The following is a 19185-nucleotide window of genomic DNA, read 5'->3' as shown; positions in this document are numbered from 1 at the left end:
GCCGATGATTGCAACGTGCGGAGTGCTCATTCGTGTTCCCTCTCGATCTTTTGACGGCGTTCCATGGTCCGGCGACGGCGGCGCAGTGCGCGCTCGTCCGGTTCGTCGGCGGTGGCTTGGCGGGTTTCGCCGGCGGCGATTTGCGAAGCGATCGCGGCGATCGTGGGTTGCTGGAAGAGATCGACCACGCGCAGACTTTCGGCGCGTGGCAGGCGAGTGCTCATCAGACCGTGCGCCCGGACGATCGCGAGCGAGTCGCCACCCGCGTCGAAGAAGTTTTCATCGACACCGATCGCCTCGCGGCCCAGCACCTCGCACCAGATCGCGGCGAGCGCTTCTTCAAGCGCGTTGCGCGGTCCCTGCGCCGGTGCCGTCGGCGCGCTCTCCCGGGGGAGCGCCCGCCGGTCGATCTTGCCGTTCGCCGTCAGCGCAAATCCGTCGACCCGAATCAGTGCCGACGGCATCATGCTGTCCGGCAGCCGCTGCTTGAGTGCCGTGCGAACCCGTTGCGCATCCACGTCGGCGGCCGCCGCATACCAGGCCACCAACTGACGGCCGCTTGCGCCCTCGCGAACGTCGGCCACCGCGCCGCCGATTCCCTCCAGCGAAGACAGCGCGCACTCGATCTCGCCCAGTTCGATCCGGTAACCGCGAATCTTGATCTGTCGATCCGCCCGACCCAGCGACTCCATACGTCCGCCCGGCAGGAATCGTCCCAGATCCCCCGAGCGGTACATCCGCTCGCCGGGCCGATACGGATCCGCGACGAACCGCTGCGCCGTCAGCGCTTGCGCGCCCAGATAGCCGGCCGCGATGCCTTCGCCCGCAACGTGAATCTCGCCCACGGCGCCCGGCGGCACGAGGCGCCCATGCCTGTCCAGCAGATAGATTCTCTGGCCCGGAAACGGCCGTCCGATGGTCACCGGCTGGCCGCGCCCCAGCGGCTCGAACGTCGTGATCACCGTTGTCTCGGTGATGCCGTACACGTTCGCGATGCGCGGGTATTGGGCGGGATCGGCGCTGGCCGGCAGCGAGGCGTGATAGGTCTCGCCGCCCACGACCGCCCATCGCAGCCGCACGCCTCGATGCGGCACCGCCACAAGCTGCTGGAAGGCCGCCGGCGTCTGGCACACGATCGTCGCGCCTTCCGTGCGCAGCAATTCGTGAAACGCTTCCGGCGAACGGGTGACCCAATACGGCACGGGCACCACCGTCGCTCCCGTCATCAGCGGATACCAGATCTCCAGGATCGAGTAGTCGAACGCGTAGGAATGGAACGCCGTCCATACATCGGTTTCGCTCAGCTCCATCCGCTCGCGCAAACCGTCCAGATGCATCACGTCACCGTGCCGCACCATCACGCCCTTTGGCCGGCCGGTCGATCCCGACGTATAGATCACGTACGCCAGATCGTCCACCGTCGCCTGACATGGCGTGAGCGCCGCGTCAGGCGTGACTTCAAGTTCCCCCAATTCGACCTGCCGCACCGCGCCGCACCATGCCCCGCTGCCTCCGATGACCATCAGCGGCTGCGCGTCTTCGATCACGAGCGCCTTGCGTTCGTCCGGCCAGTCGGGGTCCAGCGGCACATAGGCGGCGCCGCTTGCCAGAATCCCGTACATCGCGGCGATCGTCTCCATCGTCCGCTCGCCGACTATCGCGACGCGTCCTCCCACGCCCACGCCTTGACCCTGCAGCCAAGCCGCCATCCGTCGGCCCCGCGCCGTCAGTTCCGCATAACTCAGCCGCCGATCGCCAAGCCGCAACGCCGTAGCTTGGGGCCGCGCAAGGGCCTGCTCGTCGATCCGCTCGACGATGGTCCGGCACGGCGGCGGCAGCACCTGGTCCCCTCCGCTCCAGTGAACCAGCAGCGTCTCGCGCTCCGTGTCATCGAGCATCGCCGCCGCCAGGTCGCCGACCGTTGCCGCTTGCGCCGCCGCGCTCAACAACCGCGCCAGATGCCCCGCCACCTGCTCGATCGACGCGCGCTCATAGCGCGCCGGGTCGTACAGCAACGTCAGCTTCAAGCGCCCGCCTTCCGGCACCGCCACTACCGTTAGCGGCCAGTTCGTGCGCTCCACCGCACGCACCGACACCACGCCGATCCCGCCTCCGAGCAAATCGCTCGGCTTCGCCATCGGATAGTTCTCCACCACCACCAGCGTATCGAACAGCCGGGTACCGCGTTCCGCCTCGCCCCAGCCCTCGATCTGCGCAAGCGACACCGCGCCCGCCTCCTCCCGTCTCGCCTCCGCCTGCATCACCGATCTCAGCCACGCGCCGAGCGGCGCCTGCCCGTCCACCTTGATCCGCGCCGGCCGCGTCTCGATCAGCACCCCCACCATCGACTCGCTGCCGCTCACTTCCGCCCGCCGCCCCGAGCTCGTCATCCCGAACAGCACGTCGTCGCTTGCGCCGTAGCGGCTCAGCAGCACCGCCCAGCATCCGGCCACCACGCTCGCGAGCGTCACCCGCTCGCGCTTCTCCAGCGCTTCCAGCGCACCGCGATCGACTTCGACCGTGACCGGCGCGCCGTCTTCGCCATCCGGCAATGGCGTCGGCAGCACCAACTCCCGCGTGCCTTCGAAATCGCCCAGTTCCGCCCGCCAGAATCCCTCGCCCGCGCCTTGCTCCCAGATCGACCGAGACCACGCCACATAGCCGCTGAACGGGCTGCGAGGCGGCCGCTGCGCCACATCGCCCGCCACCCGCGCCGCATACGCGCGCACGAGCTCGCCGATCAGCAGCGACAGCGACCAGCCGTCCAGCAACAGGTGGCTGTACGTCACCACCAGTTCCCATCGATCCTCGTCCGTTTTCAGAAGCGCGCAGCGCAGACATGGCGCCGCGCGCAAATCCAGCCCCCGCTCTCGATCGGCACGCAGCCACGCGTCCAGGTCCAGCCCCCGCGGCCACGACTCCTGCTGCCACGGTACCGACACCGACGTGTGCACGATCTGAACCGGCTGCGCCACGCCCTCCCAATGAAACGAGGTACGTAGCACCGGGTTCGACGCGACCACGTCGCTCCAGGCGCTCCTCAGCGCCTGCTCGTTCACGGCGCCGGCCAGCGTGCAGGTCAGTTGCTCCACATACATCCCGTCACCGCCGAGCGCGTGGTACAGCATCCCCTCCTGCATCGGCGTGAGCGGGTAAACGTCTTCCACGTCGATGCTCGACGAATCGCCGAGCGCCGTGCGGGAACCCAACTCGTCTAGCGTCGTGCGGATGTCGTCGAGCAGGCTCGCGATGGTGTCGTCGCGATGCGCACGGGGGTTGTATTCGATACTCACGTTCAGTGAGCCGTCGATGATGGCCGCCCCTATGTCGAGCAGATGCGAGCGTGGTGTCGAAGGCGCGCGGTCGCTCCCGATTCCGGCGCGCAGCAGTCGCCATTCCCCCGCCTTGGCCTCCAGTCGTCCCAGAAAGTTGAACAACAGCGGGCGCGGCGACCAGTCGGCTCGCCCCTTCAGATAGTGCAGCGCCTGATAATCGGCGCCGTGCTCGCTGCTCGACCGGATCGCCGCGCGCACGCTCTGCAGCGTTTCCTTGAACGTTCCGCCGCGAATCACGGTCGGCATGATGGTCGTGAACCAGCCCACGGTGAACGGAACCTCCGGATCGTCGGCGAAGCCGTTGCGTCCGTGCGATTCCAGATCGATCACGACTTCGTGCCGTCCGGACCAGCGCATGATCGCGCCGGCGACAACGGCTGCCGTCACCTCGTCGATGCGATAGCCCTCGGCAGCGGCAAAGCCGCTGATGATCCGCGACGTGGTCGCCCTGTCCAGCGCGCAGGATTGTTCGCCGGATGCCGCCACGTCGCCAGCTTCGTCCGTGCCGTCGAGCGGCAGCGACTCGGACGACGCCGCGCCGCCGAGCAATTCGTCGATCAGGCCCGCGGGCGCCGCGGCCGCCCAGTCGATGCGACGCCGGGTCCAGCGCCGCATCGTCGTCGGCACGGCGCCAAGGTCGTTGCCCGCGCAAAGCGAAGCAATCTGGTCAATGATGATCTGCCAGGACACCGCATCGACGGCGAGATGATGCGCGATGAGCAGTAGACGCCGCGAATCGTCCGGGAATTCGAGCAGCCCGGCGCTGAGCAACGCGGCGTGCTCGATGCGGATCGATGCCCGAAGCCGATCCGCGGCCTCGTCAATCGCATCGTCTTCGGCGACGGCAAGCTTCACGGTTTCAAAGACGGGCTTCACCCGCTGGATCACCCGCTGCCGCCATTCACCCTCTTCGTGAAAGTAAGCGGTCCTCAAAGCCTCGTGAATCGTCACCAGCGTTTCCAGCGCGCCGCGAATGGCCGAGGTTTCGGTCTGCGCCGGCACCTGCAACAGGACCGATTGGTGAAACCAGTCAGGCTCCCGCGGTTGCTGCAGGAAGAACCAGCGAGCCATCGGCGGTAACGGAGCGGCGGTTTCGCCGTCCGGCTCGACGACATCGGAGGCCGCTCCCGCGGCGGCCGCGATCTTGGCAATCGTCTGCAACTGGAGCACGTCGCGGGGCATGATGTGAATCCGCTGCTCCCGTGCGCGGGTCACGATGCGAATGGCAAGCATCGAGTCGCCGCCGGCGTCGAAGAAATTTTCGTGAACGTCGATGGCTTCGCGACCCAGGACCACTTGCCAGATCGACGCGAGTGCTTTCTCGACGGCGTTTCGCGGCCCCTCCGCCGGCGACGTCTGTGCACGCACCTGCATGAGTGCGCGTCGATCGATCTTTCCGTTCCGGGTCAACGGCACGCTGTCGATCGACACGATCGACGCAGGCAGCATGTATGGCGGCAGGCGCCGCGCGAGCGCGTCGCGAATCTCGGCATGGTCCAGCACGGCGTCGGCGCGGGCCACTACATATGCCGCGATCGTCTGGCGCCCATTGTGCTCGACAATCGTCGCGACGCCGCGCTCAACGCCGGGCGCCGCGCCGAGCGCCGCCTCGATTTCGCCGATTTCGATGCGAAAGCCGCGGATCTTGACCTGATCGTCGACCCGCCCGAGGAATTCGAGGTTGCCGTCGGCGAGCACCCGCGCGCGGTCGCCGGTGCGGTACATCCGCTCACCCGGCACGTGCGGATCGTCGACGAAGCGATAGGCGGTCAGGTCCGGCTGGCCGAGATAGCCGCGCGCGACGCCCGCGCCGGCGATCCAGAGATCGCCGGGCACGCCGATCGGCAAAGGCCGCAGCGACGACGACAGCACGTACAGCCGTTGCCCCGGGAGGTGCCGCCCATAAGGCACGAAGGAGGCGTCGGGGGGAAGGTGGCGCGTGTCGTAGTAACACGACCAGATCGCCGCCTCGGTCGCCCCGCCGAGTGCGATCACGTGCAGTTCGGAGGTCGCGGCTTCTCTGATTCGCGCGGGCAGATTGACGGGCACGCGGTCACCGCTCAGCATCACGAGCTTCAGCGAAGGCGGCAGCTTTCGCCGGCTGTTGCGGCACTCGAGCAGCAGCAGCTCCATCACCGCCGGCACGGACTCCCACACCGTCGCCCGCTCACGCTCCATCAGGTCGAGCCAGACGTGCGGCTCGACGTTCGACGATTCCGGCGCCAGCACGACCGCGGCGCCCGCCGCGAACGCGCCGAAGAAATCGAACACCGACAGGTCGAATCCCACGGACGACACGCACAGCAGCCGGTCGGCCGGGCCGATCGCGTAACGCCTGAGAATGCTCTCGATAGTTAGCGAGGCGGAGCGATGGTCGATCATCACGCCTTTGGGCTTGCCGGTTGAGCCGGACGTGAACATGACATAGGCGAGATCGCCGAGCGCGACCGTCGGAGGCGCGACATCGGCGGGCGCGGCCTCGTCGACGAGGATCACCCGCGCGTCGATGCCGTCAAGCGCCGCGGCGAGTTCGCGCGTCGTCAGCACGTAGTTGAGCGTGGCGAGCACGTCGCGCATGCGCTCCGGCGGCGTCGCCGGGTCGATGGGCACATAAGCGCAACCTGCACGCATCACGCCGGAATACGCGGCGATCGCGCCGACCGAGCGCGGCAGCAGCACCGCGACCGGTTCACGCCGCGCACCAGCCGCAACGACCGCGCCGGCGACGCGGCGCGTTTCTGCCGCCAGTTCGCGATACTGCATGCAGCCCTCGGCGCAGATGACCGCGGGCGCGAGCGGCGTGAGCGCGGCGTGGCGCTCGATGCCGGCGTGCAGCAGATAACCGTCGCCTTCCGGCGGCGTGGCGTTCAGATCGTGAATCAGGCACCGTTCTTCCTCCCGCGACAGAATGGACAGGCTCAGGATCGGCCGTTGCGGTTCGGCGGCCAATGCCTCGACCAGGCCACGCATGGCAGTCGCCAGGTAGGCGGCCATCCGGGCCGGGTCGATGCCCGCAACCGTCTGGGCGGTCAAGCCAAAGCCCTCGCCCAGGTCATCCACCGAGAGCGTCACCGGATAGGTGGTGCGCTCCTCCGAGTGAAGCTGGCGCATTCCCTCCCAGGTCCCGTCGGCTATGCCGGCGGTACTGTGGCGATAATTGAGCAAGGTGCTGAACAGCGGTAGCGGCGGCACCACCCCACTGCAGCGCTGAACCAGCGACAGGGGCGCTTGCTCGTGTTCCAGCAGCCCCGTCAAACCGTGATAGGCGGCCTGAACCACCTCCTGCACGCTGCGCTCCGCCAGGCATATCCGCACCGGAAGGGTATTGATAAGCACCCCCATCACCCGATCGGCGCCGGCCAATTCCCGCAGACGACCCAGCAGCACCGACCCGAAGACCACGTCGTCGCGGCCGCTGGTCTGCACCAGCACCTGGGCCCAGCCGACATGGAACAGCACGCCCGGACTCATACCCAACCGCCGCGCCTGATTGCGGATCGCCCGAGCCAGGTCGTCGGCCAGCGCGAGATGGGCCTCGGTTATCTCCTTTCCGTCGTCTCGCGCCTCGAGCACGCCGAAGGGAGCGGTCGGCTCATCGACGTCGCCGAGCACCTCGCGAAAGTAGGTCTCGTGCACATCCGCCGGCACGCTCGAGACTTGCGCGATGAAGTTTCGGTAAGGCAGCGCCGCCGGAAGGGCTTCGGCCTGCCCGTGCAGAATCGCGGTAATTTCGGCGACGATGAGTTCCAGCGTCAGATGGTCGGCGATCAGATGGTGGAAGGTCAGCGCCAGCAGCCACTCGCCCCGCTCCGGATCGTGAGCGATGTCGAGCGCGAACAGCGGCGCACGGCTCAAGTCGAGGCGGCGCGCGCGCGGATCGGTATGCCTTAGCAGCTGGGTGGGAACATGGCCCTCCTCTGCGGGACTGAAGATCTCGGCGTGCAGTGCCGCCTGACGCCAAACGACCTGAACCGGCTGCGCCAAGTCCTTCCAGCAGGCGGCGGTGCGCAGGATGTCATGACGATCGATGACCTGTTGCAAGGCCGCGAGAAAGGCGTCGAGACGCGCGCGGGTATCGAAAGCCAGCAGGCTGCGCAACAGATAGGCATCGCCTTGCGTCTGCTGCAAATGATGAAACAGGATGCCTTCCTGCAGCGGCGCCAGCGGATAGATGTCCTGCACATTGGCTGCCCCGCCGGGAACCGCGTCGACGACGGCGTCGATCTCGGCCTGGGAAAGTGCCACCAGCGGCAGCATGGCCGGCGTGATGGCACCGCAACCGTTGGGGATGCGGTTGGGCGGCACCACAAAAGCGGTCGCGTCGCTGCGCCGGGTGTCGATGGCCCGAGCCAGATCAGCGAGCACCGGCGCGAGGAACAGGCTGCGCACGTCGAGCGACCAGCCGAGGCTCCGCAGCCGCTCGATCATGCTGACGACCAGCATGGAATGGCCGCCGAGCTCGAAGAAATGGTCGTTGCGGCCGACCTGTTCCAGGCCCAGCAAGTCCTGCCAGATCCGCGCCAGCGCCGTTTCCACTTCGCCCGTCGGCGCTTCATAGCCACGGGACGCGACCGCCGCCAAATCAGGCGCCGGCAGCGCCTCGCGGTCGAGCTTGCCGTTGGGCGTGAGCGGTAATGCATCCAGTATCACGAAGGCACTGGGCAGCATGTACTCGGCCAGTTGCCCGGCGAGTTGCCGACGCAATTCGCCGGGGACGAGCGCGACGCCGGACTGCGGCAGCACATAGGCGACGAGGCGTTTGTCGCCCGGCGTGTCTTCGCGAGCGATCACCACCGCGTCGCGCACGCCGTCGCATCGCGCGAGGCGTGCTTCGATTTCGCCCAGTTCGATGCGGAAACCGCGGACCTTGACCTGGAAGTCGTTGCGGCCGCGGTATTCGATGGTGCCGTCGGGCAGCCAGCGCCCGAGGTCGCCGGTCTTGTACATGCGCGCGTTCGTGGCGGCCGCGAACGGATCGGACACGAAGCGTTCGGCGGTCAGCTCGGGACGGTTCAGATAGCCCCGCGCGACGCCGGCACCGGCAATGTGGATCTCGCCCGCCACGCCGATCGGCACCGACTGGCCGTGCGAATCCAGGATATAGATCCGGGTATTGGCGATCGGGCGGCCGATCGGCGCCGCGCGATCGTATTCCCGCATATCGAGATAGCAAGTGCTGAAGACCGTCGTCTCCGTCGGCCCATACCCGTTAACGACGGTCAGCTCGGGCAACAGCCTTTCAAGCCGATAAAGATCCTTTTCACGCAGCGGTTCGACGCCGACCAAAATGCGACGAAGCGACAGCGAGGCTACCAACTCATCCGGGTACTCGCGCAAACGCCGAACAAGAAATGGCGGCAGATACGCGATCGCGATACGTTGCGCGATCAACCATTGGAAAAAACCGTCCGCACTGATACGCACGCGATCCGGCACGATATGGACTGCGCCGCCCATCGCGAGCGAAATGAATATTTCGAAAACGGAAACATCAAAGCCGAAGCTGGTCCAGCAAGACGTGCGTGCGTGGCTGACTCCCGAAAAATGCTGCCAATTCGATTGGATCAAATTGACCAAACTGTCGTGCTCTACCATGACCCCCTTGGGCTGCCCGGTAGAGCCCGAGGTGTAGATCACATACGCCAGATGGCACGAAGTCAGCCCCAGTGCCGCGGTGTCGGGATTGTCATTCGACTGCGACTGGAAAGACGCATTTTGAGCGTCGAGCAGTATCGTCGGCAGCTTGAACGCCAGCTCATCGGCCAGCGCTGCCGTGGTCAGCACCGCCACCGGCGCCGCGTCGTCGAGCATGTAGGCAAGCCGCGCGGCCGGATATGCCGGGTCCAGCGGCACATAGGCGCCGCCCGCCTTGAGGACGCCGAGCAAGCCCACCACCGTCTCCAAGCCGCGTCCCGTACATATCGCCACACGGTCGTCCGGTCGCACCCCCAGTGCAATCAGATGGTGCGCCAACCGATTGGCCCGGCGGTTCAGTTCCGCATAGCTCAGCGCCCGGTCCTCGAACACCACCGCAGTGGCGTCGGGCGTGAGCTGCACTTGCGCCTCGAACAACTGGTGGATCAGCACACCATGCGAGAAGTCGGCCCGGGTCGCATTGAAGTCCACCAGGAGTTGCGCGCGTTCCGCGTTCGACAGCATCGGCAGCGCATGCGCATTCGCCTCCGGTGACGCGAGCGCCGCGCGCAACAACGCGACGTAGTGCGCGCCGAGCCGGCAAACCGTCTCCGCGTCGAACAGATCGGCGTTGTATTGCCAGACCGCGAACATCCCGCGCTCATCGCCCTCGATCGACAGATAAAGGTCGAAGCGCGCGAACGGACTGTCGAGATCGAACGGCGTCGCGGTGCCGCTCGCGGTGCGCACCGCCGGTAGACGTACGTTCTGGAATGCGAACGCCGTCTGCGCGAACTGATCGTGCTGCGGGCCGCCGCGCGCGCGCAACCGGTCGACGATCGCGTCGAGCGGCACGCCCTGATGCGCGAACGCGCGCGCCGTCGCCTCACGCATCCGCTCGACCAGCGAGCTGAAACTGTCGTCGTCGCGCACGCTCGTCGCGAGCGCGATGAGATTGACGAAATAGCCGGCGATGTCCTCGGCCGCCTGGAACGGCCGGTTGGCCGCGGGCGTGAGCGCCACGACGCGCGGATCGCCGGTATACCGATGCAGCAGCAGCGCGAACATGCTGAACAATGTCGTGAACAACGTCGTGTTGCGCGTGCGCGAGAACGCCGCCGCCGCCTCGATGCAGTCTGCTGGAATCTCGACGCGTTCGGTGCCGCCGCGCCAGCTCGGAACGGAGGCGCGCGGGCGGTCGCCGCGAATCGCCGGCACCTCATCGAGGTCCGCCAGCGCCTCGAGCCACGCGTCCAGTTGCGCGGCGTAGTCGGGCGTCTCCATCCAGCGGCGCTGCCAGGCCGCGAAGTCGCGGTAGCTCAGCCGGCCCCCCGGTGCATCGCTTTCGTCCGGAGAGGCGAGATACGCGCTGAAGTCGCGGATCAGCACGCTCATCGACCACCGGTCGAAAATCGCGTGATGAATCGTCAGCACGAGCACGAGCGGCCGCTCGGGCGTCGAGAACAGGTCGATGCGCCACAACGGCCGCCCGGCGGCGAACGGCAGACGGGCAACCTCCGCGGCGCGCGCGCGCAACGCACCGTCGCCGTCGACCGACATCCGCTCGATCTGCACCACCGGCTCGGGCAGCACGGTCTGCTGCATCGGCTCGCCGCCGACGAACACGGTGCGCAGGATGTCGTGCCTGCGCGCGAGCGCGACGAACGCACGGCCGATTGCCTGCGAGTCGACGGCGTCCGCCAGTTCGATCGCCATCTGCTCGTTGTACATCGCCGGATCGCCGAGCCGCGTCGCGGCAACGAGGCGGGCCTGTCCCGGCGACAGCGCGCCCGCGTCGCCGCCCTCGCCCGGCAACGGCGGCGGCAGCGGGGGCGCGCGCGATGCGTCGTCGTCGAGCATCGCCAGCAGCGCATCCTTCGCGTCGCGCAGCCGCGAGACAAGCGCGCCGTCAAGCGCGCCCGGCGGTCCCTCCACGTGGAGCCGGTCGTCGCGGCGGCGCAGCGTGATCCCCGCATCGGCCAAATCGGCCATGAGCCGAACGATATTCATAGCGTGATTTCCTCCGTCTCGGCTCCGGTCGTCGAGCTGTGTTCAGTGACGAGTCGCCGCTCGATCTGCGCCGCCACGGCTTCAATCACGGCGTCGAGCGACGAACCGTCGACCAGGTTCGAAATCGACACCGATACGCCCATCGAGCGCTCGATCGCATTGCGCAGCTCCGAGCCGGTCAGCGAATCGACGCCGAGCTCGATCAGCGACGCCTGATGCGAGAACGCCGAGGAACTGGACAGCACCGCCCGCAATTCGGCGTCGAGATAGCCGGCGATCAGCGCGCGGCGCGCGGCGGCCGGGCGGCCGCGCAGTTGCTCGATGTCGAAGGCGCGTGCGCGCGGGGCCTGGGCGCGGCCGGTGATGCCCTCGATCGCGCGCGGAAGATCCGGCTGCGCCGCGATTCGATCGATGTCGATCGCCGCGACGATCACGTGCGGCTCGCCCGCGAATGCCTGCTCCAGCGACGCGAACGCCTCGACCTCGGTGAGCGGATGGAGGCCGCTCGAGCGGATTCGCTCGGCCGTCTTCGCATCGGCCGTGCCCATGCCGGACGTCCATAGTCCCCAGCCGATCGACAGCGCGGGACGCGCGCGCACGCGGCGCCGTTGCGCGAGCGCGTCGAGATACGCGTTCGCGGCAGCGTACGCGGCCTGGCCGTGGCGGCCGACCACGACGGAGATGGACGAATAGAGCAGGAAGAAGTCGAGCGGCTGTGCATCGGTCAGGCGGTCGAGCAGCGCCGCGCCGCCCACCTTCGCGCGCAGCACGTTCGCGAATGCGGCGGCATCCAGCGTGGCGAGCGGCGCGTCCTGAACGATGCCCGCGCAGTGCACGACGCCGCGGATCGGCCGCGCGGCCGCCGCGAGCGCACCGCGCAGCGATGCTTCGTCCGCGACATCCGAGGCGACGGCCTGCACGTCGACGCCGTCGCCGCGCAGGCGTTCGCAGGTTGCCCGCACGCCGTCGCCGACCTCGCCGCGCCGGCTGATCAGCAGCAGATGGCGTGCGCCGCGACCCGCGAGCCAGCGGGCGGTCGCGAGACCGAGCGCGCCGGTGCCGCCGGTCACGACGTAGGCGGCGTCTCCGTCGAGCGCCGGAACCCCGCCCGCCGCGCCCGCTCCGGCGTGGCGCAGCCGCGGCACGAGCACGGTCGCGCCGCGTACCGCCATCTGCTCGTCGCCCGGTTCGTCGCCGAGCAGCGCGGCAAGCGTCTCGAACGACGCCGCCGATCCGTCGATATCGATCGTGCCGCGCCATGCACGGCCCTGCTCGCGCCGCGCCACGCGAACGGCGGCGTTCATGGCGGCGGCGACGGGATCGACATCCTCCGCGGGCCCGGTGGCAACCGCGCCGCGCGTGACGAGCGTCACCGGCCCCGCCGCGGGCGCCGCCGCCAGGCGGTACGCAAGCGCGCCGACTAGCGCGCCGCGGCACGCCACGGCCTCGACAGGCTCGCCGTCATGCACCGCGCTGTCGAACGCGAGCACGATGCCAAGGTCGGCGGGTCCGGCTTGCAGGATCGCATCGGCGTCGGCGGCCACGATCGAGCAGCGTTCACCCGAGGCTTCGAGCGCGCGCGCGACTTCCGCGCAGAGCGCCGGGTCGCCCGCAATGACGCGCGCACCCGTGCGGTGCGCGCCCGCCGGCGTCGAGGCCGGTTGCCATGCGATCCGGAAGAGCTGCGACGGCGCCCCGACGGCGCGCTCGTCGACCCAGTAGCGCTGGCGGTCGAACGCATAGGTCGGCAACGGCGCGAGGTGGCGGCCAGCGCCGCCTAGCGCCGCCCAGTCGACCGGCAAGCCCGCCGCGTAACGCTGCGCGAGCGACGGCAGCAGGTCGAGACCGTTCGCGCCGCCGGCAAGGTCCGGCGACGACTCGCGTCCGAGCGGCATCGCGCCGCACACGCCGGCGCTGACGGCCGTGTCCTCGCCGCGCGCGAAGCGGTGCAGCTCGCGCGCCATGTCGTCCGCGCTTTCCGCGACGGCCGCGAGCCGGTGCGGGAAATGCGAGCGTGCGACGCGCGACGCGTGGCAGGCGGCCGCGAACGCGCGCGCATCGAGGCCCGCCAGGTGATCGGCGTATCGCGCCGCGTTCGCCCGCAGCGACGCATCCGATTTGGCGGACACGGTCAGTAGTTGTTGCGCGCCGGGCCGGTCGTCCGGCTGAACCGCCTGCTCGACGCGCGGCGGCGCGACGACGAGCGCGTGCGCGTTGGTGCCGCTGAAGCCGAACGAGCTGACGCCCGCGATGCACGGCCCGGCGTCCCGATCGATCCGCTCGTTGCCGAGCGCGAGCCGCAGCGGCAAGTTGTCCCAGTCGATGCCTCGGTTCGGTTGCGTGACGTGCAGCGTGGCGGGCACGACGCCGTGGCGGACCGCGAGGATCGCCTTGATCAGTCCGGCGATGCCGGCCGCGCCTTCGAGATGCCCGAAGTTGCTCTTGATCGAGCCGAGCAGCACGCGCGCGTCCTTCGCACGGCCCGCGAATACGGACGCGAGCGCCGCCGCCTCGATCGGATCGCCGAGCGCGGTGCCGGTGCCGTGCGCCTCGACGTAGCGTACCTGCGACGCATCGAGGCGCGCGGCCCTCAATGCGCTGCGCACCAGTTCGCGCTGCGCGTGCTCGTTCGGCACGGTCAGGCCCGCGCTGCGGCCGTCGTGATTGACGGCCGAACCCGCGATCAACGCGTCGATCGTGCGGCCCGCGGCCTGCGCGTCGCCAAGCCGCTGCAGCACCACCACGCCGCATCCCTCGCCGCGTACGAAGCCGTCCGCGCCATCGTCGAACGACCGGCAGCGCCCGCTCGGCGACAGCATGTGCGCCCGGCACTCAGCAGCGGTCGACAGCGGCGACAGCACGACGTTCACCCCGCCGACGATGGCGATGTCGCATTCGCGCACGCGCAGCGCATGACAGGCGAGATGCGCCGCGACCAGCGACGACGAACACGCGGTATCGACCGTGAGCGACGGCCCGTGCAGGCCGAGCACGTGCGATACGCGACCGGCGAGCACGCTGGGCGCGTTGCCCGCGGCGGTGTAGAGATCGACGTCGGCCGCGCGGCGGAACCGGTGCGCGTAGTCCTGATGCATCACGCCGGCGAACATCCCCGTCGCCGTGCCTTTCAGCGCGGACGCCGGAATGCCGGCGCGCTCGATCGCTTCCCACACCACCTCCAGCAGCATGCGTTGCTGCGGATCGAGCATCACCGCTTCGCGCGCGGAAATTCCGAAGAAGCCGGCGTCGAACGAGGCGATGTCGTCGAGAAAACTGCCGGCCCGGCAGTAGATGCGGCCGGCGGCATCCGGATCGGAGTCGAAATATCGCTCGGCGTCCCATCGATCGGGCGGCACCTCGCGAACGCCATCCGTGCCGTCCAGCAGCAGTCGCCAGAGGTCGTCCGGCGAATTCGCGCCGGCGAACCGGCAGCCCATCCCGATCACCGCGATAGGCTCATGCAGCTGCTGCTCGAACTTGCCGAGTTTGTGTTGCAGGCGCTCGATTTCGAGCAGCGCGTCCTGCATCAGCGCAGTGGGATCGATCGGATTCATCGCGAGTCCGCCCCCCGAAGCTCGTCCAACTTTGCGGACAGCAGTTCGACGATCTCCTCTTGCGACAGCCGCTCCGCCGGCGCCTGCGGTTGCGCGTCGCCGGGCGCGGGCGCCGCCGTAGCCGCGCCTGCTCCGGCGGCGGGAGCGTCGAGCGCGGCGCCGAAGATCGTCCGAGCCAGGTAGTCGGCAAGCGCGGCAATCGTCGGGTTCGAAAAGATGACCGTGGTGGAGATCGTGCGGCCGAAGCGCTTTTCTAGCCGCACGCGCAGGTCGGTGATCAGCAGGGAATCCAAGTCGTAGTCGAACAGCGAGCGTTCCGGATCGAGTGCGGCGAGACTCGTGCCGGTCACGGCCGCCGCATCCTCGGCGAGCAGCCGGAACAATCGATGCCGGCGATCGGCTGCCGGAAGCGCCAGCAATTCGCTGACCGACGAAGTGAGCCCGGCGCCGGGCCGCGCGGTGGCGATGCCGTCGAAGCGGCTTGCGGGAACGTGCGGCGGCCATTGATCGATGAGCCGCTGCCAGTCGATCGGCAACAGCACGACATGCGGCGGCAAATCGGCGGCCAGCGCGATCTCGAACGTCGCGCGCCCGCACTCGGTTTCGATCTGCCCGATGCCCAGTTGCGCCAGCCGGCGCTTGGCGCTCGCCGCCGTGCGGGCCAGCATGCCGACGTCCTGCCACGGCCCCCATGCGAGGGACAGCGCAGGCAGGCCCTGAGCGCGGCGATGCGCGGCCAGCGCGTCCAGGTACGCATTCGCCATCGCGTAGCTCGCCTGCCCCGGCGCGCCGAACGCGGCGGCCGCGGACGAGAAGAGCACGAAGTGTTCGAGCGCATGGCCGCGCGTGCGCTCGTGCAGCAGCCACGCGCCCTGAGCTTTTCCGGCGAAGGTCGCGGCGAGCGACGCCGGCGTGACGTCGCTCACCAGCCGGTCTTCGACGACGCCCGCGAGATGGCAGATTCCGCGTAGCGGCGGCATCGTCGCGCCGATGTCGTTCAGCAGCGCGTCGACGTCCGCTTCCCGCGACAGGTCGGCCTGCCTTACCTGCACATCGACGCCGTCCCGCCGCAATACGGCCAGCGTCTCGTCGGCCGCGTCGCCGGGCGGCCGGCGGCCGACGAGCATCAGCGAGCGCACGCCGAGTGCCGCGAGCCAGCCCGCGACTTGCAGCCCGAGATCGCCCAGGCCGCCCGTAATCAGCCAGGTTCCGTCGCCCGCCGGCGCGTATTCGGCGCGCCGGGGCAGCGCGCGCTCGTCGAGGCGCGGCGCCGTGACCTCCGCGCCGCGGATCGACACCTCGGTTTCCCGATCGAAGCAGTCGAGGCCGCGGCGAATCGCGCAGGCGTCGTCCGCATGCAGCGCGAGCGTGCGCAGGTGCGGGGTTTCCATCGCGGCCGCTCGCGCCAGCGCCTGCAACGGTGCCGACGCCGGCGCTTGCGGCGCCAGGACGACGGCGATACGGCAGGGCTCGTCGCGCCGGGCGGCCGCCGCGAACAGCGCAAGGGCGCCCTCATAGAGCGCCGGGGCCGGCGCGGCCGAGCGCGCGTCGATGCCCCGGCAATCGACGATCAGGCCGGCCCGCTCGAACGGGATCTCGTCCGGCGTCGCGACGACGAGCGTCTCTTTGCCCTCGTCGCGCAAGATCGACGCGAGCCCCGATGCGACCTCGCCCGCATCGCGCACGACGACGATCGGCTCCGGCAAGGCGAATGGCGCACTGTCCGTCACGCCCCGCCATTGAACCGCGTAGCCGTCGCGCAGCGGCTCGATCCGCAGCAGTTCGTTGCGGCTGACCTCGCGCGATTCGAGGCCCGTCAGCTCGACGAGCGCGCCGTTGCCGTCGAACACGCTCGCGTAACCGCGGTCGGCGGCTGCATAGCATCGCATCTGCGCGCCGGCGCGCCCCCGGATCGTCAACCGCGCGATGCGGGTCGGCACGAACGCGTTGCTTCCGTCGGGCCGCGCGGCGGCCGCGACCAGTTGCAGCGCCGAGTCGAGAATTCCGGGGTGCAGCGACCAGCCCGCGTCGCCGGGATCGGCACGCATCGCGCAGGCAGCCTCGCCGTCGCTCACGACGATCTCCGAGAGCCGGCGGAATGTCGGCCCCATGACGACGCTGCGAGCGCGCAGCCACGTATCCAGCAAATCGGTGGAGATCGCTTCGCCGCGCACCTGCGCCGATGGCGCGGCGTCTTGATCCGCGCCCGCTTCGACGCGTGCCGTCGCATGGGTTTCGAAGGGCTCGGGCGTGAGCACGGCCGCCTCGAAACCGTCGCCGTCCCGCACCAGTTGCAGTTGCACCCGCCGCGCCGCGCCCGCCGGAATCACCAGTGCCGCCGGAAAGCGCAGGTCGCTCAACACGCAAGCATCCGCCCCGGTGAGCTCCCGCACGCCGTCGGCGATCATCACCGCGAGGGCCGCGCCCGACACGACGATCTTTCCGTAGATCACGTGATCCTGGAGAAACGGCAGCGTCGCCACACTCCAGTCGGCGTCGAAGAACGTCGCATCCAGCGCGGGCGCGTCGGTCCGCCGGCCGAGGAACGGCGACACGCCGCTTTCGGCGAAGCGTGGCGCGCGGTCGATCCAGAAGCGCTGACGCTGGAACGGATAGGTCGGCAGCATGACCCGGTTGCCGTCGCGATAGTGTTGCGTCAGGTCGAGCGCCACGCCGGCCGTCCACATGCGGGCGATCGCTTCCGGCGACGCCGGATCGAGCGACACCACGCCCGCGCCCCCCGCGCCCAATGCCACGTCGCCGAATTCCAGCACCAGCGCGGCGCCCGCGGCCTCCAGCGCCGCCGCGGCATCGTACGCGGCGTCGTTCGCGCACGCCAGTTCGTCGCGCACCGCCGCCGGGCTGTCGATGGGCAAGCCCGACGATGCGCTGATCCACAGCAGCGCCGGCGCGGCGACGTTGTCCGCGCGACGGTTCCGTACGTCGTCGAGACTCAGCGCGCCGGCGGCGAAAGCCGCCGCGAACACGCCGTCGCCCGTCGCGCACACGCTCGCCGGCACGACGCCGCACGCCCGCACGCGGGCGAGGACCGCGTCGAGATCGCGTGCGCCGCCAAACGCGAAGCTCACTTCCGGCACGCGGGCCGGCACTTCGGCGCTGATCACGTCGGCACCGGAATCGCCCGCGGCGAATGCCCGCAGCGAACCGATCAACCGCTCGCGGGATTCGGCGCGAAACGCCGCGCGCTGTTCCCAATGGCGGCGGCCTATAGCCGCCGTCAAGCACACGTCCTCGAGCCGCACGTCCGGGTTGCCTTCGAGAAACGTCGCATAATTCGCGCACAGTTCGCGCAGCGCAGCGTCGCCGCGCGCCGACAGCAACAGCAGCGGCACCGTTTGCGGCGTCCTGGGTTCGCGCGGCGGCGCGGCCTCCACGATCACGTGCGCATTGGTGCCGCCGATGCCGAACGAACTGACGCCCGCACGCCTGAGCGGCGCGTCCCACGGCACCGTGTTCGTCGGCAGGTAGAACGCGGATTCGCCGCGCAGCGCCGCGATCGCCTGCTCGGCCCCCACCGCCGCCGGAATCTGCGCGTGCTCCACTGCAAGCGCGGCCTTGATCAGGCCGCACGCTCCCGCGGCCGCGTTCAGATGCCCCACGTTCGCCTTGAGCGATCCAAGCGCGCACCGCGCGTCGCCGGGCCGTCGATCGCCCAGCGCGGCGGTCAGCGCCGCCAGCTCGACCTCGTCGCCGATCGCCGTGCCCGTGCCGTGCGTCTCGACATAGCCGATCGACGCGCCGTCGACTTCGCTCAACGCCAGCGCGTGACGGATCACCTCGCTTTGCCCCCGGCCGCCCGGCGCGGTGAAGCCGACCTTCGCCGCCCCGTCGTTGTTGATCGCGCCACCGCGAATCACCGCCAGAATCGGGTCGCCGTCGTCGAGCGCATCCTCCAGACGCCTCAGGACCACGACCCCCGCGCCGTTGCCGAAGACGGTGCCGCTGCTTTCCGTCGTGAATGGCCGGCACGCGCCGTCGGCGGACAGGATGCTGCCCTCCTCGTACACATGCCCTTGCCGCTGCGGCAGCGCGATGCTGACGCCGCCCGCCACCGCGAAGTCGCACTGGAAACTCAGCAGCCCATGCAGCGCATGGACCACCGCGACGAGCGAAGTCGAACAGGCCGTCTGCAGCGTGACCGCGGGCCCGCCGAAATCCAGCCGGTACGCGACCTGCGTCGCGAGATAGTCCTTGTCGACGCCCACCCATTGCTGCAGGAAGCGGTTCGGCGACGCGCGATCGAGCCGGTCGCGCACATGGTCGACCAGATAATCGACGGTGGCCGACCCGGCCCAGATCCCGACGCGAGGGCCGCGCACCGCGCCGTGGCCGGCGCGCTCGAGCGCCTCGTGCACGCATTCGAGGAAAATCCGCTGCTGCGGGTCCATCGCCGCCGCCTGTGACGGCGCAATGCCGAAGTACGCCGCGTCGAACAGGTCGACGCCTTCGAGCGGCCCGCCCGCCCCGACGAAGCCGGGCTGCGCCAACACTTCCTCCGGCACGCCCTCGCGGCGGGCCGCATCGGTGGTGAAGCGCTCGATCGCGATGCGGCCATCGGCGATCAGCGACCAGAATTGTTCCAGCGTGGTCGCGCCCGGCAGCCGACAGCTTGCGCCGACGATCGCCACTGC

The 19185-nt window shown here is 69.4% G+C and carries 3 protein-coding genes; all 3 read right to left on the bottom strand.

What is annotated here, in order from left to right:
* Positions 1-26: 26 nt before the first annotated feature.
* From X946_RS06060 to X946_RS06050, 3 genes are read right to left on the bottom strand one after another with little or no spacing between them, the layout of a single operon-like run.
* Positions 27-10979, bottom strand: a complete 10953-nt coding sequence (locus X946_RS06060) for a non-ribosomal peptide synthetase (protein WP_038744879.1) — start codon at positions 10977-10979, stop codon at positions 27-29.
* The gene (locus X946_RS06055; protein WP_038744878.1) at positions 10976-14533 is read right to left on the bottom strand and encodes a type I polyketide synthase; all 3558 of its coding nucleotides are present in this window, start codon (positions 14531-14533) and stop codon (positions 10976-10978) included. Before X946_RS06055 ends, X946_RS06060 begins: the two co-directional genes overlap by 4 nt.
* Positions 14530-19182 carry an SDR family NAD(P)-dependent oxidoreductase gene (locus X946_RS06050; RefSeq protein WP_052145018.1) on the bottom strand — a complete coding sequence of 1551 codons (4653 nt, stop codon included), beginning with the start codon at positions 19180-19182 and terminating at the stop codon, positions 14530-14532. Before X946_RS06050 ends, X946_RS06055 begins: the two co-directional genes overlap by 4 nt.
* Positions 19183-19185 lie beyond the last annotated feature (3 nt).

The sequence above is a fragment of the Burkholderia sp. ABCPW 111 genome (assembly GCF_000773065.1).
Classification (GTDB): Bacteria; Pseudomonadota; Gammaproteobacteria; order Burkholderiales; family Burkholderiaceae; genus Burkholderia; species Burkholderia savannae.
The sequence above is the reverse complement of the archived record's forward strand: the minus strand, read 5'-3'. Positions and strand labels throughout refer to the sequence as shown.